Here is a 17,871-nt window from a genome sequence, read left to right as displayed (position 1 = left end):
CAGGGCTGCATTCTGCCCTGATGTGCAGTAAGAGTGAATAGATATTTGTTAAACGTTGACGACTTGATCAGACTGTTCAACCAGTTGTTCCAATCCAGTGAAAATACCGTGTTGGTTGCCGGTGATGATGAACCGATATATTTGCCCGCCGATCAGCAATCACCACATCACCGGGTGGTTTTTGCTCATGGCTTTTATGAATCTGCGCTGCATGAAATCAGTCACTGGTGTATCGCCGGAAAGGAACGGCGCCAGCTGGTGGATTTTGGTTATTGGTATGAACCGGATGGCCGTAGTGCTGATCGTCAGCGTGAGTTTGAGCAGGTCGAGGTGAAACCTCAGGCGCTGGAGTGGATTCTGTCGGAAGCCTGTGGTCGCAAGTTCCACGTCAGCACTGACAATCTGGACGGTGATCCGGATGAAGTTGCTGCCGGTCTGGCGCGTTTTCGCCATAACGTCGTGCAACAGGCGCAGCACTATCTCAGCGAAGGCCTGCCAGACCGGGCCGAAGTGTTAAAACAGTCCTTATTAGATTATTATCAACGCCACCGTCAATTCAGCGCCGAGTTATTTGTGCTGGACCGTCTATAACCGGAGTTCGTTTTGTTAAAAAAATTGTTCGGTTCGGCTAAGAGCAAAGATGCTCCCAAAGCCGCACAGAAAGCCAAAACAAAGGGCCAGCCGCAAGGTAAAGCTCATAAAAAAAGTAATCAGCCAGCACGCGACACGCATAAAGCGGAGCACCAGGCTCACAAAGGCGGCCAGAAGAAAAAGCAGGGCGGTAACAACAAGCGCAACCAGAACCGCAAACCTAAGCCACAGGATACACCGTGGAATCCGGCAGACTTTAAAGTCGAGCCGATGGAAGGCAAGGTGCGTTTTCATGATTTGGATTTGCCCGAGAGCGTAATGCGCGGCATCCACGCCCTGGGCTTTGAATATTGCTCGCCGATCCAGGCACAGAGCTTACCTGCTGCGTTACGTGGCCGTGACACCATTGGTCAGGCCCAGACCGGTACCGGTAAAACGGCAGCCTTCCTGCTGACCATTCTTAACCAGCTACTGACCGACAAAATCGAAGAACGTTTTGCCAGTGAGCCACGTGCATTAATTGTGGCGCCAACCCGAGAGCTGGCCATGCAGATTGGTAAAGACGCTGAAGGTCTGGCGAAATTCACCGGACTGAATGTTTGTACTGTTGTGGGCGGTATGAACTATGAAGAACAGCGTCATCAATTACGTAATGAAGTGGTCGATATTCTGGTGGCCACGCCGGGCCGTCTGATCGACTTTATGCGCAGCCAGGATGTCTACCTCGACCAGATCGAAGTGCTGGTGCTGGATGAAGCGGACCGCATGCTGGACATGGGCTTTATCCCGGATGTGCGCCGCATTGTGCGTTCAACGCCGCCGAAAGAAGAGCGTCAGACACTGCTGTATTCGGCCACCTTTAACTACGATGTTCGTATTCTGATCGACCAGTGGATGTTTGATCCGTTAACCGTCGTCATTGAGCCGGAGCAGGTGACCACCGACCGTGTGACACAGACCTTGTACCTGGTGGCGGAATCCGACAAATACGACCTGCTGGCTAAAATCCTTGAGCGCGATAAACCAGAGCGTTGCATTATCTTTGCAAACCGCCGTGATCTGACGCGAAATCTGTGTGATAAATTAAACAAAAATGGTTACGTATCCGTGCTGTTATCGGGTGAAGTGAATCAGCAGAAGCGTATTCGCACGCTGGAGCGTTTCCGCGATGGTCATGTGAACATTATGGTGGCAACTGACGTTGCTGGTCGTGGTATTCACGTTGATAACGTCAGCCACGTTATCAACTTTACTTTGCCGGAAGATCCCGAAGATTACGTACACCGGATTGGCCGTACCGGTCGTGCCGGTGCCAAAGGTACCTCGGTAAGTTTTGTGTCGGAAGACGATGCGTTTAACTTACCACCGTTGGAAAAATACCTCGGCACAAAACTCGAACTGACGCAGCCTGATTAATCAGGCTGAACGTTGTGGAGGCGGCCTTGCACCGCCACCACGAATCGGCAGCCGGGTTGAAAAGGATGACAGCCATAAAAAGGTGAGGATAAAAACAATGACGTCATTGAAACATTTTCTTCTTTGTTGTTTTTGCCTGATGCTCAGTTCTCAGGCGTTGGCTGAAGTTTATTCGGTGCTGCAGGAAACGCCGGACGGGGTTAAAAACCAACCGAAATGGGTGACGCCGGAATGGACCGAACGTCACCTGTATGCCATTCGATCACCGCTGATGAAGGGTAGTCATACCGACCATGTTGTGTCGTTGTATTACTTCGGAGACAGCGGCACACGCACCTTAATCGGCCTTGAGCGTATTAAGGGCGACGATTATCTGCAGTATTTCAGCTTGTTGTTATTCGATAAAAAAACTCTGATTGGTTATTACCCAGAGGTTGCCAGTTTTCCTTCGGGTGTTGACTCCACTGGTATTGTCACTTTCCCTAAATTGTATAAACCCCGCCTTGAAGACCAAAAAAAAGCTTTTTCGATTTTAGCCGAAGAGTTTGCTCCTTTGTGTTTAGGAAAGACCGCTCCATGTGTGAATTGGGTTCCGGCGTCCTGATTCATGTCCGAAATGATATTGGTTGTTGAGGATGAACAGGCAATAGCAGATAACATCTGTTTTGCTCTGCGTTATGAAGGATTTTCCACCACTCACTTTACGGAGGGCCAGTCAGCTCTGGATTGGTTTGGCGTACACAAAGCTGGATGTGTTGTGCTTGATGTTGGTTTGCCTGATATCAATGGTTTTGAGGTGTGCAAAGCTATTCGGCAATATTCTCAGGTACCGATTTTGTTTTTAACAGCCCGTTCCGAAGAGGTCGACCGTATCGTTGGCTTTGAAATTGGCGCTGACGACTACGTTTGTAAACCGTTTAGTCCACGAGAATTGGTCGCGCGAATCAAAGCTATTCTGAAACGGATTAATACTCAGACAGAACCTTCTGGCCTGTTTGAGATTAATGATAAAGCTTGCGAAATAAAATATCGTGATGTACAGCTTGATCTAACCCGGTACGAGTACGGAGTTCTCAGCTATTTACTGAATCATCCGAATCAGGTTTTCACCCGTGAGCAGTTGTTGCTGGCAGTGTGGCGTGAGCCGCTCAGTAGTTCGGACAGAGTAGTGGATACCCATATAAAAACTCTGCGGGCGAAATTAAGGGTGATAAGCGCCAATGATGATCCATTGATAACCCATCGTGGCCTCGGATACAGTCTGAAGTTATGAAACGTTTCAGCGTCCGCATCTTCCTCAGCTTTTTAATATTAATTTCTATCAGCAGTTATTGGTCATTTTCTTCATTTGAGCAGGAGTTACGCCCGGCTTTAAAAAATGCGACTGAAGAAACACTGGTTGATACAGCGAACCTGATTGCTGAGTTTATAACCAGCGATCTGGCAAATAGCAGTTTTAATATTGATCGGTTGCAGGATATATCTGAGCATTTCAAACAGCGTCAGATCAATGCCGATATCTGGAGTGTGCATAAGTTACGCAGTAATCTGGAGTTTTACCTAACGGATAATAACGGCATTGTACTGTTTGACTCCCGCGGGGAGGCACAGGGTGAAGACTACTCACGTTGGAATGATGTTTTTCTGACGTTGCAGGGTGAATATGGTGCGCGAACGACACGAGCTGAAAAACATGATGCTTCTACTTCAACTATGTATGTTGCTGCTCCGGTTTATTTTCAGCAGGAACTGTTTGGCGTTGTTACGCTGATCAAACCAAATGACGCCATCCAGCCTTTTGTATTATCGAGTTGGCAGAAAATCCGTAATGAAAGTTTGTGGTTATTGGCTCTCTCCTTTTTCTTAGCCGGTTTATTGTCCTGGTATCTGACATTGGCAGTCGCAAAGTTGCAAAACTATGTCAGTGCTTTAAGAACCGGAAAAATAGGAGTTGAAAAACCAGATCTCGGAAGTCATGAGCTGCAGAATCTGGTAGAAGCGGTGAGCGATTTAGAAACCGAGCTGGCTGGCAAAGATTATATTGAAAAATACGTTCAGGTTTTAACTCATGAACTGAAAAGCCCGGTGGCTGCTGTTGTAGGTGCTGCGGAGCTATTGCAACTTCCGATGGAAGAGCAACAAAAGCAGCTCTTTTCAAAAAATATCTTTGAACAGGGGAAGCGCCTTGAAGATATAATCAGTCGTATGCTGGCACTGACGACTCTGGAGAACCGCACCCGACCAGAAACTCCGGAATTGATTGATATACCGGACTTATTGCAAGCGATGTGTATTAGTTATCAAGACAGGGCTGATGCTAAGGCAGTCAGATTGAAAGTGGTTAATAAAGATCCTCTATGCATTACCGCGGAACGGTTTTTAGTTGTTCAGGCATTGGATAACCTTTTAGCCAATGCACTGGATTTTTCTTCTTCCGATACAGTTATAGAAATCGGTTGTTATCAAGATACTGATGTTCATCCAGCAGTAGCGGTTGTTTATGTGTTGGACCAGGGGGCTGGCATTCCAGACTATGCCCGTGACCGGATATTCGAACGTTTTTATTCGTTGCCCAGGGCCGATAAGGGGAAAAGCAGCGGATTAGGGCTGAGTTTCGTTTCTCAGATAATGGAGCTTCATGGCGGAGAGGTTGATATCAGTGCTAACCCCGATGGTGACGGCACCCTGGCGAGACTGATTTTTCCGGCTTTACACTAACCACACCAAAACCACATACAGAGAACATATTACCTCTTTAGTCTTCATTCTCTACTAATAAAGGAGAGATGCTATGACTAATCGATCGCTATTGATAAAACTTATCACGATTACTGTGTTGTCATTATTACTGATGATTCCGTTATCTATGGTTTCAGAGCAAATTAATGATCGCCGTTATTACCATCAGCAGGCAGAAGACCGTATATCGACCAGTTGGAGCGGTCCACAGGTTTTGTCTGGACCAAGACTGGTTGTTCCCTATAAGGTCAGAAGAACTTACGAAAAAAAGGAAGATGATGGCTCGGTTGTCAAAAAAACTTCCATTGTTAAAAGAGAGTTAATTGTGCAGCCAGGGCACCTGGCGTATGAGACGCAGGTAGATCTTGAATCCTTATTTTCGGGTATATATGAGCTTCCTGTATATACATCAAACTCTGATGTGTCGGGGTATTTCAGCCTTATAGAATTAGAAACTCTGAACCAGAAGAAAAACCTTGTAAGTATTGGAAAGCCCAGAGTGGTCGTTCATATACAAGATGTCAGAGGTATTGTTGAGAAGCCTGTGATACTTTTTGAGGATGAGCAAAAGTATTCGTTTTCTGCTGGCAGTGGTTACTCGTATAGCGGCAATGCCATTCATGCTTTATTAGAAGGTCGCTCATTGGGGTTGAAAGGTAATAAGGTCAATGTTAAAGGGGCTGATGCTCAGCTGAGGTTTCGGTTAAACCTCAGGGTTCGCGGTTCTCAGTATTTACGATTTTTACCCGTTGCAGAAGAAACCAAAGTCAGCCTGTCTTCAAATTGGCCACACCCAAAGTTTACCGGACGCTATTTGCCGGTTAGTCGCAACGTTTCAGAGAATGGTTTTAGTGCCAGTTGGTCTATATCTGCAATAGCTATTGATCGCCGTGCTCAACGTATATCAAAAAAATGTGGTTCTGAAAGTTGCCAGAAGAATACTTTTGGGGTGGATTTGATCGAACCTGTAAATATCTATAGCCAGTCTGAGCGCTCAACCAAATACGCAATTTTATTTATAGGATTGATGTTTATTGCATTTTTCTTGTTTGAAGTAATTAAAAAACTACCAGTTCATCCGATTCAGTATTCTTTGGTTGGTATGGCATTGGTGGTATTTTACCTGTTGTTATTTGCACTTTCTGAGCAGTTTTCCTTTTTGCTTGCTTATTTGATCGCGGCGATTGCCAGTAGTTTGTTGATTAGCTGGTACCTTCGTTATGTCTTTTTCAGTCGAAAGCTGGCAGCTGTGTTTTTTGCCAGTATTTCCACCTTGTATGCGCTGCTCTACGGGATTATACAATCCGAAGACCATGCGATGTTGATGGGGTCGATGCTTATCTTCCTGATGTTAGCGCTGACAATGATCAGCACCCGTAATATCAACTGGTACCAGCTGACCGCGGTGAAAACGTCTCCAACTGGTAACGTTAAAACAGAATAGGTTATTGAATAATATTTATAATTTTCTGCCTGAAAAGTGAGGTGGGCACTACGTCGCCGGTGCCCGGCCTCTTGGTAGAATAAAATGTATTATTTTTTACTATTAGTGGATTCAAATATTTTATCGGCGCTGGTGCTGACAAACCCCTGGTACAATTCACCGTCGACGTCAAAGCGCTGGGCAAACTCGTAATAACAGCTGGGTATTTCATGCCTGCTGCCACAGCTGAACAGAACCGGCTGATAATCTGCCAGGGTACTGGCCTGTATTAATCCGATGTCCTCTTCGCCTTTAATAATTCCCCCTGCGTTATTTAATTCAAACCCCTGCTGTTGCAGGACATCCACCAGTTGCTGCAAATGCGTGAAATGCTTCAGTGAGTTAATAAACACCGTGAAGTGATTTGCCCGTAATCCCCAGACACTTAACCAGGCAGCGTATTCACTGTGCTGTTGCAATTGGCAATAATCGTCATAGCTGGGTGTTCGCCACAAACAACCGTTATTAAAGCCATTTGGATAACTGTCAGGAATCTGCGCAATCATCGCCGAAATTAAGGGCTGGCAATCCGCTGGCAGTGCCCGCCAGTTCAGTTCGCTGAGAAAGATTTTGGTGTTGGTTTCGCTGTGGTTGTAGCTACGGGCGTAGACGTTTTTTTGTGTCAGGTGGTACTCATCAAAAACAAAAAATCCCAGGTCAAATAATTGCTGTTCAAGGTGAGATATCTGTACCGGTGAATCGGCCCAGGTGCGCACCGCTACATGATCGTTGTCTACCGATTCATTATGGTGCTGTAGCAATGCGTGAATTTTCCCGGCTTGCGGGGTGATGGCCTGATAGGGCAGCCAAAGATTTTCAAAGAACTCTGTCAGCCTGCGATGAATATCCATAGGTGTCTCCGGTTCTTAAACAGGGCATTAACGTGAGCTTTCTGCCTTTCTTTAAAAAATAGAGCCACCGGGAATAAGTCAATAAAAAAGCGTTTTTAAACTCTAAACGCTATGTCAGCCTGTCTTTGATATGCCCTTATCAGCTAACCCATGGATATTTGATTGGATGTTATGAATTAGCCACTGCGGGTCATCCATTGATAAATCATGACCTGCAGATTGGTGAATTAACAAAGGCTTTTGCCACTGATGGGCAATCTGCCGGGTGCAGTGACTATTAACCAGCTGGTCGTGACGACTGCAGTAAAAGAAGGCGTTTTCCAGAGGCGCCTTCAGTGGTCCCCGGTAACTGCTGGCAGACAATAGCTGGGTAATGGCATTACGATGACTGAGTGGGTGGGTGACAGCAAAATGTTGCCAACGCTTCTCCAGTTCGACTCCCTGATCGGTGTTGATGGTCCAGCGAATAATTTCACGCTCAAGTTTTTGTCGGTCGAATAACCGGCTCACCAGAGAAAAAAATGCCGGTGCCTGCATGCGTTGCCAGGGCAGCGATAAATTGCTGAAGCTGGTATTAATCAGATGTAACTGGTCGATTTCCTGCGGATAGCGACGTGCCCATTCCGAAGCGATCATGGCCCCCATCGATATTGCAATAACAATTACCGGTTGCTGGTTGCGACGGGTATCGGTGATTTGCTGGCGGATATCTTCCACCATGGCGGCGACAGAAAACGGCGTTTTTTCGCGATAACGTTCGCCGTTGCCGGCCAGTTCAGGGGTCAGGATGGGGTGATCAGGGAAGGCCGATTGCAGTTGCTGGGGAAACTGTTCCCAATGAAAACGACTGCGAATCAGACCGCGCAACAACACCAGATGAGGCAGGTTGTTATGTTGTTGGCTGTTTTCCGGCGGAACAACATCGACATCCATATCCCCATCTCCTGCGAATCAAAAACTGATCAGAAATTAATCAAAAATCAAAGTAGCGGTGTATACCGAAGGTAATGTTGGTACCACCATCAAAACGGCTGCCCAGGTTCGTGCGTTCGATCCGCAGACGATAATCCCAGTTGTCGTAGGTACGACCCAGGCCAAAGCGGAAGTGCCAGTAATTGTCGCGATTTCCACCGAAGTTGGTGGTGTCGTCAGTGGTCAGATAACGATTCTGAGCCAGGTAAAACTCAATTGAAAATGACCCGCTTTGCATGGTGTAGGCACTTTCGATGGCTTGCTTGTCATGGCCTGAGCCGAGGTAATCATTGGCGTGACGCAGGCCAAGGGTCCAGGCGTCGTTTATTAGCAGGCGGGCAAAACCTTCGTTGTATTCCTGATCATTAAATTTGGCATCACCCAGGTAGTCGTAGCGGGTTACTCCAAGATCCAGTGCCAGGCTTTCCGTCACCGGGAAATAGAAACCACCAAAACCGCTCCACTCGGCGTAACGGCTATCGCCTTTCTGATCCAGGTTAGACGCCCACAGACCGCCATAAGCGCCCCAATCATTCAGATAGGTCAAACCAACCTGCGGCGTAACACGTCCCCGTGATAACGAAATACCATCTTTAACGTACTCGCTGGCCAGGCCGATATTGGCGCTGAAATCCGCAGATGATGGCAGGCTGAAGCCCAGAGTCAGTGAAGCAGCAAGCAAAGACAGACGTAACATGGAACCAAACTTAACTATAAAAAACAGGTGGCTATCATACGCAATTTTTCGCCGTTTGTGACCGCGATAACGTGCCCGGGCCACGTCCTTACGCTTATTTACCCGATTCGGTCTGAATCGGTGGTTGTCATCACAACAATTACGGCTGATGTAATGATTCCGGATACCAGCGTTCGATGGCGCGTCTGTGGAGTCCGGCTTTCTCTTCGACACTGGCGGGAGCCCAGCTGGGCATGCTGCGCACGGCCGACATCAGGAAGTCCATCAGGGTAAAGTGGCGCCGCAGAATACGCTGATGCCGATGCGGCAGAATGGGGTTAAACAGACTGTGATAGCGGAATAAATGACGCGGATTTTTTCTCACCCAAAGCCAGGATCCCATTTCCAGTGTCAGTGGCAGGTACAGGCCGTCCGGTTGGTGTTGGCAATAACGGTCATACACATAGTCCCAGACGTCACCATTGGTGGTGTAGGAGTGTGCCTGGGGTTCGAATAAATACACATCATGGCTGGGGTAGGTGTGTTCAAACATCTCCGTTAACGCATAGGCTTCAGCGAGATTTGGCCAGGGCAGCAGGCTTTTAGCGTAGGGGAACCAGATGCGGTCTTTACTGCCAAAACCGGAATGACAATCGAGGCTGATGCAGTGTTTCTGATTGGCAAAAACCTGCTCCATCGTTTGCGTTAATGCAATGTTTTCGTCTTCCATCGCGGCATCTTTTTTTCCGCGAAACCAGGGCAGGTGTTTGCTGATGCGCTGGCCGCCAACCAGAAACGGCGTTTTATGTAACGCGTCAACTGGAGCATTCCGCATCAGGTCCACACCGTTTGGATTAGCACGGGTGTTGTGCCACATGCCACCGGGATTCACGATCGGAATCATTACCAGACGAATCTGTGCCAGTTGCTCATGGGCAACAGGGTCCCAGTCCAGCCGCCTTAGCAAGGTACGCAGAAATGACAGAATTACCTGAGTGCCAATGCGCTCAATGCCATGTACGCCGCCAATTAATGCCAACGTGGGTGCCAGTGGGGCATCCGATCCCATCTCCAGCACATAAAACGGTAGCTGAACATCCTGTTGGGGAATGTGTGTCGGCACACTGACGCGGATATGCTGTCGACCGTCTTCGAGCAGTTTTTCCAGCTCAAACAATTCCGGTAATGCACGTTTTATGTGGTAAATCCGTTGAATCACAGTCCTCTGATCCTTACTCTTGCACTGAATCGACCCGCCATTACATCAGTGTAGAGTAACAATTTGATGAAAACCTATTCCCAGCTTCCCACCTATGAGCCGGATCAGTTGCGCATGGGCTACTGGCTGAAAACCCTCTGGCCTTACCTGATGGAATACCGTTATCGGGTTTTGCTGGCGCTGTTATGTCTGGTGGCGGCAAAGCTGGCGAGTGTCGGAATGCCGTTTTTACTCAAATATCAGGTTGATCATCTTTCTCAGGTTAATAATGCGGTGGCCGAGGATTGGTGGTTGTGGTTCCCGTTAGGTTTATTACTGGCGTATGGTGCGGTTCGCTTCCTCAACGTTTTAATGGGGGAAATTCGTGATGTGCTGTTTGGCCGGGTCACCGAGCGTGCGATGCGGCGGATGTCGCTAAAATTATTTCGCCATTTACACAGCCTGAGCCTGAGTTTTCATCTCGATCGCCAGACCGGTGCGTTACAACGTGATATCGAACGCGGTACTAACGGCATCAGCTTTCTGATGCGATTTTTTGTATTTAATATCGGCCCGACGTTATTAGAGCTGGTGCTGGTGATTGGATTATTACTGGCCAATTACCCGCCGGTTTTTGCCCTGATTACACTTATCGCCGTCGTGGCCTATGTTGGTTATTCAATAAAAATGACCGAGTGGCGCACCCGTTATGTGCGCCAGGCCGCGCAGGCGGATTCCACGACCCATGCACGGGCGCTCGACAGCTTACTGAATTATGAAACCGTTAAATATTTTACCGCTGAAACCCGGGAGGCAAATGCTTATGACAGTGCGCTGGCCGACTGGGAACAGGCGCGACGCAAAAATCGCTTAACTCTGTTTGGTTTAAATGCCGGACAAGCACTGATCATTACCCTGGCGATGACCAGTATGCTGCTGTTTGCCGCCTATTACGTGGTGATTGGCCGTATGACCCTTGGCGATTTTACGCTGGTTAATGCGTTTATGTTCCAGCTGTTTTTACCACTGAATTTTCTCGGCTTTGTTTATCGTGAAATTAAAGCATCGATGGCCAATATTGAGCGTATGTTTGAGCTGTTGGATGAAACACCAACGGTCGCCGATACCGGTCAGCAGCCATTGGTAGTTAACCAGGGCAAGGTGGAATTTAATGCGGTTGATTTCGCCTATAACGCCGAACGTCCCATTCTTAAACAACTGAACCTGACGCTGGAAGCCGGAAAAACGCTGGCGGTGGTGGGCAGCAGTGGCGCAGGTAAGTCGACGCTGACGAAATTATTATTCCGTTTTTACGATGTGAATCAGGGCAGTGTGCTGATTGACGGCATCGCCATTGATCAGGTGCCGCAGCAGCAACTGCGACAACAGTTAGGTATTGTGCCGCAGGAATCGGTGCTGTTTAACGATACTTTAAAAAATAACCTGTTATATGCTAAACCGGATGCCAGTGATGAGGAGCTGCAACGGGTGATTAGTATGGCGCAGCTGGATCACTTGTTGTCACACGCCAAAGACGGCTGGCATACCCGTGTCGGGGAACGTGGTCTGAAATTATCCGGTGGTGAAAAACAACGAGTGGCTATTGCCCGGATGTTGCTGAAAAAACCGGCCATTATGGTGTTTGATGAGGCGACATCGTCCCTCGACTCTCATACCGAACGTGGCATTATGGACGCCATTCGTCAGGTTTCAGCCGGTCATACCGCGCTGATCATCGCCCATCGGCTATCAACGGTAGTGGAAGCAGATAACATAGCTGTGCTGGAAGATGGCCAGATTGTTGAACAGGGCAGTCATGCCACACTGATGAACAAAAGAGGACGCTATTTCCAGTTGTGGCAAATGCAGCAGGAAGCAGAAAAATAACGCCAGATAATAAATGAAAATGAACATGTCATCTCACTATCGCTTACCGGATATTCAGGGTTTATCACGAGCTGAAAAAAAGCAGCTCTGGACGGTTCTCGGCTCGGAATTATCACCTTTTACCTTAAAGGTGATTAATTGCCTGCAATATATGGGCGTACCGTTCCGCTTTTTGTATGAACAGGGCAACACCCTCGATAATATTCTGGTGCAAGCGAATAAAATGGCGCTGGTGGGTGGTTTTAAATCACTGACCTGGCCACAGATGGATGATAAAGACGAATACCCTCTGGTGCCGTTTGTTTTTGGCCCGGCGGGTGAAGCGTTATACGATTCCACTGCGATTGCTGATTGGTTTGAACATCGGCAAACGGAGTTGGATATTAAACGGTCGGTATTTCCGGCGAAACACGATGCAGCATTAAACTGGTTACAAAACCTGATCGAAGAATTTTTTGATGACTGGGGTTTGTACATGGTGCATCACAACCGCTGGAAAGTTGCAGCGGTCGAAAATGATGCCGGTGATCGCCTTGGTCGTGAATTACGGTCGGTGATGGGGCCATTACAAATTCTTGCTGCACGGTTTTTCAGTGCCCGACAGACCCGGCGTTTACCATATTTGTTCAGTGTTGCACCTCAGGAATTTCAAATTGAGGGAGTCGCCAGTAATCGTCAGCCACCGGCTCACAAAGATTTCCCAGCAACACATGCGCTGCTGGAAGCTTCTTTTTTACGGGTATTGCAGGCGCTAGAAGCCATCTTCAGTCATCGCCCGTATTTATTTGGTGACTGTTATTCACTGGCCGATGCCAGTATTTATGGTCAACTGGGAATGAACTTACCGGACCCGGAAGCCGCGAGGTGGATCGAATCCCAGGCGCCCAACACCTATGTCTGGTTGTTGCGAATGGCTGAACTGGATTTCTCTCAGGCCAATGCCGATACGCCGGCGCGATGGTTTGATGATCTGCAGCCATTACTGGCGGAGATCAGTCGCGTCTACCTGCCATTAATGCAACAAAATGAAGCGGCGTACCTGAATTACAAATTACAGGGGCAGACGTTATTTAATGAGGCGGCTTTCTGGAAAGGCCAGGTGATCTATGCCGGAGAAATTGATGGCACGCCATTTAAATCGGTTGCTAAAAGTTTTCAGGTGCAAACATGGCAACAACTGAAACGCCAGTTTAATGACCTGACCAACAGTGAACGGCGTTGGTTGTCGGAAAAACTCAATACCACCGGATTAATGCCCGCCCATGCGATTCAGGCCAGCGGCGAACTGGCGTAGAATAGCCGGTATTGTTACCGGCTATGAAAGCCATGGCTGGTATCCCCCCGTATTTTTGAGGTCTGACATTTGCGCTTGTTGATTGTTGATGCGATGAACCTGATTCGTCGCATCTATGCTGCTGCTCCCCAGGGCGATTTACAGATAGAGGCAACTCAAAGTCGTTGTCTGAGTGCTATTGCACGTAATGCTGAGCAGTTTCAGGCCAGTCATGTGGCGATGGTGTTCGAACAAAAATGCCAGACCTGGCGTCACCAGTTGTATCCCGACTACAAACTCAATCGTCCTCCGATGCCGGAAGCGCTGCAGCAAAAGCTGGAGCAGGTGACTCAGTATTTTCATCAGAATGGCTTGCCGTGCATCGATATGGCGGGTTGGGAAGCGGATGATGTTATCGCGACGCTGGCCAATAAAGCGGCCTTTGCCGGACTGGATGTGATGATACTGTCGACCGATAAAGGTTTTTGTCAGCTGGTTAATGGTCGCATTCAGGTTCGTAACCACTTTGACCGCTTCAGTTATAACGAACTGATGGTGGAGCAGAAATTTGCCTTGCAGCCACAGCAGCTGGTGGATTATTGGGCATTAACCGGAGACAGCACCAATCATCTGCCTGGTGTGGCGGGTATAGGCCCGAAAACTGCCGGTCATCTGCTCGACCAGTTTGGTTCACTTGATCAGTTGCTGGTGTGTCTCGATCAGCTGGATACTAAGCAACAACAACGGCTCGAGCAGCATTGGCGGGATGCCATTCTCACTCGTATTCTTGCCAGTCTGAGGCTGGATGTCCCCCTGGGTATCAATCTCAGTGATTTGCGTTGGCAAAACCATCAAACGACTGAGCGCTGATGCAGGCCTTGAGCCTCGTCATTGTTATCGGCCGGTCTTTTCCTTAAAATCCGCAGCGTTTTTTCTCCATCACCGAGTCTGATTATGAGCATTGAAGCAGTTCTTGCCGAAATTAATGATTTTCTTGCCTGCGAAACCCCGAACAGCTGGGTTGAGCGCGCCTTGCAGGAGCAGGAAATTCTGCTGATTGATCATGCTAACTGTGAAAAGAAAGCCGCTACCACCGCAATGAATCTGCTGTATAAGCATATTGAACGCGAAGATCTGTTGAAAAAGATGAGCCAGCTGGCACGTGAAGAATTACTGCATTTTGAGCAGGTCGTTAACATCATGAAAGAGCGCGATATCCAGTATCGCCACGTTTCTTCATCACGTTACGCCTCTGGCTTGCGCGATGCCGTACGTAAAGGCGGCACAGAAGAACTGATTGATGTATTGATTGTTGGCGCCTTTATTGAAGCTCGCTCGTGTGAGCGCTTTGCCAAACTGGCGCCGTTTCTGGATGCCAAGCTGGAGAAATTCTATCGTTCACTGTTACGCTCGGAAGGTCGCCATTATCAGGATTACCTTGGTCTGGCTGCACAATACTCCAGTGAACCGATCGATGATCGGGTCCAGATGTTCCGTGAACTGGAGCGTGAGTTAATTGAAGCGCCTGATGATGAATTCCGTTTCCACAGTGGTGTTCCCAGCGCCGCCTGATCGCTGATGTCGTTCGGGCTTAATGTTTGCCGCTGGAACGAATAATTTTCAGGCAATCTTCGGCGATCTGGTGATATTCCTGATCGTCGATGACTCTGGCTTCCAGATCTCTGCGTGCCTGATCGAGGCGGGCTTTCGCGTCTTTAAAGTCGGTATAACGGCGATTTGATTCTAATGCGGATAATACTGCGGCAGACGTCATTGTCATTTCTCTCCCTTGTCATTGTCATCTCCAGAATAGAGCAAAACATTCTGGCTGCAATCCTTTAGTTGTACATTTTTTGAGCCATTTGGTTGAGCTGCCTGGGCATTGCCGACAAACTTCGCCGTTCGGGTGGTTATTGCCTTTTTTAACGAATGATTGACCTTTGCTGTGGTCTGCGCATTTTTAACTATTATTAATCTTATCGGCTAATGTAACATCTCGCGCCATTTTCGGACTCTGTGTCCGCAAACGTAATTGTTTCGAACCTGTAAGAGAGCAGTAATGACTTTTATTCGTGACTCCCTGACCCCGTGGTCTTTTCCGGTAAAAAGCGGTCATCATATTCAGCAGTTAACAGGATATGAACGGCCGGGTCAGCACGATGATGCGCCGCAACTTCACTTTCTTCATGGCAATGGTTTTTGCGCCACAACTCTGGCCGCGATTGCCGAGCAGATGCCAGCGGCCGCTCAGTTGTGGCTGACTGACGTTCCCGGACACGGCGGTTCTGAACAACCAAAACACCGTATGCCAGACTGGCAGGCAATGGCCAGAGCGGTGGCAGATGCGCTACGCCAGAATAACCCTACCGGAAAGCCGGTAGTGGGTGTGGGTCACTCCATGGGCGGAGTGCTGACCTTGCTGGCAGCTGCGCGTGATCCGAAATTATTCAGTCGTATCATTCTGCTGGATCCAGTGCTGTTTTCGCCGGAAATTGTATTGGCACAGCAGGTATCACGGACCACCGGTATCTGGAAACGCAGTGCGTTGGTGCGTTCGGTGACCAATCGACGTCAAACCTGGCCCGATCAGGAAACCATGTTTAACGAATTAAAAGAAAAAGGCCTGTATCGCCATTGGCGCCCGGATGTCTTACAGGCGTTTGTTGAGGATGGCAGTCAGCTGCGCGACGGCGAGTACACGCTCAGCTGTAACCCGCGCTGGGAAGGTGCCATTTTTGGTTCTTATCCACGCGGTCTGTGGCACGGGGTTAGGCAGGTTAAGGTACCGGTTGATATTCTGGTGGCAAATGACAGCTATGGGTTTATTCAGCGATCTGCGCGGCGTGCAGCCCGGGTCAATTCCAATATTCGTTGGCAGATGTTTGGCAACAGTCATTGTTTCCCGATGGAGCAACCGCAGCAGACTGCCGAAAAAATACTGGAACTACTGGAACTGGACTAAAACCGCCAGTTATTTTCTCTGGTATAGGGTAAATACGCCAATTGGGCCTATCTTATGGAAAGCTTGTAAAACCTTTGTCAAACAAGGGGGTGTAAGCTATGGTGGATTTACCCTTTGTATTTAAGAGAGAAACGAGTAGGACCTTATGAACATGGAGATTCAGGCGGCGCTGGATGTCGCCGATGAAACCGATTCATTTCTTCAGATCACTGATGTGATCTTCGACAAAGAAGCGGATCAGGGATACGAATCGCTCAGCCTTGCTGAAAAAGTGGTGTTTTGTATCGACCATTTGCTTCGCGAAATGGAAAATGGTGGCTTTGTGCAGTTCATCCACCATGATGCTGGTGCCAAAGCCGAAGATACGTTACTGGCGTTGGAAACCATTAAGGCCAAAGAGTCCTACGGCTTGCTGAATAGGCTGGTCGACTTTTTTGAAAATCGTCATGTCCCCACGGATGAAGATGAGCGCATCGAGATGTTTGATCATATCGAAAGCGAGCGTGCTGACGATATTGCCGAGCTTGATGATCGTTTTTACGATGCTGGTGAAAACCTGGTTGAGCTGACGCTTAAATTTGTCGCCAAAAATCTGAAAGAATTCCGCTGATTTTTGTTGCTAACGTTTTCCGGCCCTGCTGCTTAGTGCATCAGGGCCTTTTGTGTTTGTGTTGATTTTATGTCCTGGATAAAAACCCGTCTGAAAAGTTTTGGTTATGCCTTTAACGGTCTGTGGACCTTATTCCGTACCGAAACCCATGCTCAGATTCATTTGCTGGCGTTGGTTGTTGTCACCGTTGCTGGCTTAATAACCGGACTGGAACGCTGGGAATGGCTGGCAATTATTCTGACCATTGCGCTGGTTGTGGCAGCCGAAGGAATGAATACTGCACTGGAGGCGTTATCCGATGCTTTGCACCCGGGACATCACCCCCTGGTAGGTAAAGCCAAGGATGTGGCTGCCGGTGCCGTGTTATTCTGCGCAATTGCAGCCCTGGCCGTTGCTCTGATTGTGTTTTTACCACATTGGTTATAACCGCTTTCCGGGCCGGAATGACCTGTACTTTGATTGTACGAGTGTGCAAGATAGTGCTTGCATTTGCATCGGGTGGTAACTATAAAGGCCGCTGCGAACGTTCTACTGATAAAAACAAACATAAAGGAATCTCACATGATGCGTTTTCTCATGAGTCTGGCTCTTGTCCTGAGCTTATCCCCGCTGGTTTCCGCGAAAGAGGTTGCTGGTGTTGACGTGGCTGACAAATTTGCTGCCGATCAGCAGGAGTTAGTACTGAACGGTGTTGGTATCCGTACCAAGTTCTTTATGGATATTTACGTTGCGGCGTTATATCTGCCAAAAACGAATCAGAATGCTGAAGAAATTATTGCCGCTGATGAGCCAATGGCCATTCGCTTACACATCGTTTCCAGCATGATTAACCCTAAGCGTATGTCTGATTCAACCCGTGACGGTTTCGTTCGCTCTACCGGTGGTAACGTTGCACCTATTGAAGCAGAAGTTGAAGAGCTGATTACCGCGTTCCAGGACGCTGTAGAAGAGGGTGATACCTTTGATCTGGTGTATGAGCCAGCATCCGGTGTGACGGTTTACCGTAATGGTGAGTCCAAATCCAACGTAAAAGGTCTGAAGTTTAAACAGGCTCTGTTTGGTATCTGGTTATCAGAAGATCCGATTCAGGATCGTTTAAAAGACAAAATGCTGGACAGCTGATCGATTCGGCGTCGCATAAAAAAAGCCCTCGGATGAGGGCTTTTTTGTGTCTGACGTATACTGCTAAGACTCCGGAATCTGGGCCTGTTGC

Annotated in this window: 19 protein-coding genes; 14 read left to right on the top strand and 5 right to left on the bottom strand. The window is 48.2% G+C overall.

Features of this window, described 5'->3' with window-relative positions:
• The first annotated feature begins 63 nt into the window (after positions 1-63).
• The 6 genes from ACOQOZ_RS05240 (at position 64) to creD (ending at position 6,190) form a co-directional block, all read left to right on the top strand.
• Entirely contained in the window at positions 64-591 is a 528-nt protein-coding gene (locus tag ACOQOZ_RS05240; protein WP_420591223.1) for an elongation factor P hydroxylase, read from the top strand.
• Between the two features lie 12 nt (positions 592-603).
• A complete protein-coding gene (gene rhlB, locus ACOQOZ_RS05235) occupies positions 604-2,007 on the top strand; it encodes an ATP-dependent RNA helicase RhlB (RefSeq protein WP_420591222.1) in 1,404 nt (467 codons plus the stop codon).
• Positions 2,008-2,104: 97 nt separating this feature from the next.
• Positions 2,105-2,611 (top strand): hypothetical protein, encoded by a 507-nt coding sequence (locus ACOQOZ_RS05230; RefSeq protein WP_420591221.1) that lies wholly within the window; start codon positions 2,105-2,107, stop codon positions 2,609-2,611.
• A 3-nt stretch (positions 2,612-2,614) separates the two neighbouring features.
• Positions 2,615-3,280 carry a two-component system response regulator CreB gene (creB, locus tag ACOQOZ_RS05225; RefSeq protein ID WP_420591220.1) on the top strand — a complete coding sequence of 222 codons (666 nt, stop codon included), beginning with the start codon at positions 2,615-2,617 and terminating at the stop codon, positions 3,278-3,280.
• Positions 3,277-4,725 carry a two-component system sensor histidine kinase CreC gene (gene creC, locus ACOQOZ_RS05220; protein WP_420591219.1) on the top strand — a complete coding sequence of 483 codons (1,449 nt, stop codon included), beginning with the start codon at positions 3,277-3,279 and terminating at the stop codon, positions 4,723-4,725. Before creB ends, creC begins: the two co-directional genes overlap by 4 nt.
• A 73-nt stretch (positions 4,726-4,798) precedes the next feature.
• Positions 4,799-6,190: a cell envelope integrity protein CreD gene (gene creD / locus ACOQOZ_RS05215; RefSeq protein ID WP_420591218.1), complete on the top strand. Its 1,392-nt coding sequence runs from the start codon at positions 4,799-4,801 to the stop codon at positions 6,188-6,190.
• 89 nt (positions 6,191-6,279) lie between these two features.
• On the opposite strand, the gene ACOQOZ_RS05210 is transcribed toward creD, so the two are convergent.
• The 4 genes from ACOQOZ_RS05210 to ACOQOZ_RS05195 all read right to left on the bottom strand — a co-directional run bounded on the left by ACOQOZ_RS05210 (position 6,280) and on the right by ACOQOZ_RS05195 (position 9,947).
• Positions 6,280-7,080 carry a DUF1338 domain-containing protein gene (locus ACOQOZ_RS05210; RefSeq protein ID WP_420591217.1) on the bottom strand — a complete coding sequence of 267 codons (801 nt, stop codon included), beginning with the start codon at positions 7,078-7,080 and terminating at the stop codon, positions 6,280-6,282.
• 114 nt (positions 7,081-7,194) lie between these two features.
• Complete coding sequence (locus ACOQOZ_RS05205; RefSeq protein ID WP_420591216.1) at positions 7,195-8,013, bottom strand: alpha/beta fold hydrolase; 819 nt, start codon at positions 8,011-8,013, stop codon at positions 7,195-7,197.
• Positions 8,014-8,053: 40 nt separating this feature from the next.
• On the bottom strand, positions 8,054-8,749 hold the full coding sequence (locus ACOQOZ_RS05200) for a TorF family putative porin (RefSeq protein WP_420591215.1): 696 nt from the start codon (positions 8,747-8,749) through the stop codon (positions 8,054-8,056).
• Between the two features lie 139 nt (positions 8,750-8,888).
• Complete coding sequence (locus ACOQOZ_RS05195) at positions 8,889-9,947, bottom strand: M14 family metallopeptidase (protein WP_420591214.1); 1,059 nt, start codon at positions 9,945-9,947, stop codon at positions 8,889-8,891.
• 66 nt (positions 9,948-10,013) lie between these two features.
• Here ACOQOZ_RS05195 and ACOQOZ_RS05190 point away from each other — a divergent pair, with 66 nt between their 5' ends.
• The 4 genes from ACOQOZ_RS05190 to ACOQOZ_RS05175 all read left to right on the top strand — a co-directional run bounded on the left by ACOQOZ_RS05190 (position 10,014) and on the right by ACOQOZ_RS05175 (position 14,658).
• Positions 10,014-11,813 (top strand): ABCB family ABC transporter ATP-binding protein/permease, encoded by a 1,800-nt coding sequence (locus tag ACOQOZ_RS05190; protein WP_420591213.1) that lies wholly within the window; start codon positions 10,014-10,016, stop codon positions 11,811-11,813.
• Positions 11,814-11,826: 13 nt separating this feature from the next.
• Positions 11,827-13,107, top strand: coding sequence for a glutathione S-transferase N-terminal domain-containing protein (locus tag ACOQOZ_RS05185; RefSeq protein WP_420591212.1), 1,281 nt, complete (start codon positions 11,827-11,829; stop codon positions 13,105-13,107).
• A 69-nt stretch (positions 13,108-13,176) separates the two neighbouring features.
• Complete coding sequence (gene xni, locus ACOQOZ_RS05180) at positions 13,177-13,956, top strand: flap endonuclease Xni (RefSeq protein WP_420591211.1); 780 nt, start codon at positions 13,177-13,179, stop codon at positions 13,954-13,956.
• A gap of 84 nt (positions 13,957-14,040) precedes the next feature.
• Complete coding sequence (locus ACOQOZ_RS05175; protein WP_420591210.1) at positions 14,041-14,658, top strand: tRNA-(ms[2]io[6]A)-hydroxylase; 618 nt, start codon at positions 14,041-14,043, stop codon at positions 14,656-14,658.
• 19 nt (positions 14,659-14,677) lie between these two features.
• Here ACOQOZ_RS05175 and ACOQOZ_RS05170 read toward each other — a convergent pair whose 3' ends face one another.
• The gene (locus ACOQOZ_RS05170; RefSeq protein ID WP_420591209.1) at positions 14,678-14,866 is read right to left on the bottom strand and encodes a hypothetical protein; all 189 of its coding nucleotides are present in this window, start codon (positions 14,864-14,866) and stop codon (positions 14,678-14,680) included.
• 279 nt (positions 14,867-15,145) lie between these two features.
• Here ACOQOZ_RS05170 and ACOQOZ_RS05165 point away from each other — a divergent pair, with 279 nt between their 5' ends.
• The 4 genes from ACOQOZ_RS05165 to ACOQOZ_RS05150 all read left to right on the top strand — a co-directional run bounded on the left by ACOQOZ_RS05165 (position 15,146) and on the right by ACOQOZ_RS05150 (position 17,780).
• Complete coding sequence (locus ACOQOZ_RS05165) at positions 15,146-16,048, top strand: alpha/beta fold hydrolase (RefSeq protein WP_420591208.1); 903 nt, start codon at positions 15,146-15,148, stop codon at positions 16,046-16,048.
• A gap of 145 nt (positions 16,049-16,193) precedes the next feature.
• Positions 16,194-16,658 carry a DMP19 family protein gene (locus ACOQOZ_RS05160; RefSeq protein ID WP_420591207.1) on the top strand — a complete coding sequence of 155 codons (465 nt, stop codon included), beginning with the start codon at positions 16,194-16,196 and terminating at the stop codon, positions 16,656-16,658.
• 69 nt (positions 16,659-16,727) lie between these two features.
• Positions 16,728-17,084: a diacylglycerol kinase family protein gene (locus ACOQOZ_RS05155; protein ID WP_420591206.1), complete on the top strand. Its 357-nt coding sequence runs from the start codon at positions 16,728-16,730 to the stop codon at positions 17,082-17,084.
• 135 nt (positions 17,085-17,219) lie between these two features.
• Positions 17,220-17,780, top strand: coding sequence for a chalcone isomerase family protein (locus ACOQOZ_RS05150; protein WP_420591205.1), 561 nt, complete (start codon positions 17,220-17,222; stop codon positions 17,778-17,780).
• The last annotated feature ends 91 nt before the right edge of the window (positions 17,781-17,871 follow it).

Origin of the sequence: Bacterioplanoides sp. (genome assembly GCF_965219715.1) — a bacterium.
Classification (GTDB): Bacteria; Pseudomonadota; Gammaproteobacteria; order Pseudomonadales; family Oceanobacteraceae; genus Bacterioplanoides.
This window is presented reverse-complemented; position numbering and strand designations above follow the sequence as displayed.

Coding starts and splice junctions, on each gene's coding strand:
- ACOQOZ_RS05230 (WP_420591221.1), top strand. CDS start 2,105: ATGACGTCATTGAAACATTTTCTTCTTTGTTGTTTTTGCCTGATGCTC.
- ACOQOZ_RS05200 (WP_420591215.1), bottom strand. CDS start 8,749: ATGTTACGTCTGTCTTTGCTTGCTGCTTCACTGACTCTGGGCTTCAGC.
- ACOQOZ_RS05170 (WP_420591209.1), bottom strand. CDS start 14,866: ATGACAATGACGTCTGCCGCAGTATTATCCGCATTAGAATCAAATCGC.
- ACOQOZ_RS05155 (WP_420591206.1), top strand. CDS start 16,728: ATGTCCTGGATAAAAACCCGTCTGAAAAGTTTTGGTTATGCCTTTAAC.
- ACOQOZ_RS05205 (WP_420591216.1), bottom strand. CDS start 8,013: ATGGATGTCGATGTTGTTCCGCCGGAAAACAGCCAACAACATAACAAC.
- ACOQOZ_RS05165 (WP_420591208.1), top strand. CDS start 15,146: ATGACTTTTATTCGTGACTCCCTGACCCCGTGGTCTTTTCCGGTAAAA.
- ACOQOZ_RS05175 (WP_420591210.1), top strand. CDS start 14,041: ATGAGCATTGAAGCAGTTCTTGCCGAAATTAATGATTTTCTTGCCTGC.
- creB (WP_420591220.1), top strand. CDS start 2,615: ATGTCCGAAATGATATTGGTTGTTGAGGATGAACAGGCAATAGCAGAT.
- ACOQOZ_RS05160 (WP_420591207.1), top strand. CDS start 16,194: ATGAACATGGAGATTCAGGCGGCGCTGGATGTCGCCGATGAAACCGAT.
- ACOQOZ_RS05185 (WP_420591212.1), top strand. CDS start 11,827: ATGAAAATGAACATGTCATCTCACTATCGCTTACCGGATATTCAGGGT.
- creD (WP_420591218.1), top strand. CDS start 4,799: ATGACTAATCGATCGCTATTGATAAAACTTATCACGATTACTGTGTTG.
- ACOQOZ_RS05190 (WP_420591213.1), top strand. CDS start 10,014: ATGAAAACCTATTCCCAGCTTCCCACCTATGAGCCGGATCAGTTGCGC.
- ACOQOZ_RS05150 (WP_420591205.1), top strand. CDS start 17,220: ATGATGCGTTTTCTCATGAGTCTGGCTCTTGTCCTGAGCTTATCCCCG.
- ACOQOZ_RS05210 (WP_420591217.1), bottom strand. CDS start 7,080: ATGGATATTCATCGCAGGCTGACAGAGTTCTTTGAAAATCTTTGGCTG.
- creC (WP_420591219.1), top strand. CDS start 3,277: ATGAAACGTTTCAGCGTCCGCATCTTCCTCAGCTTTTTAATATTAATT.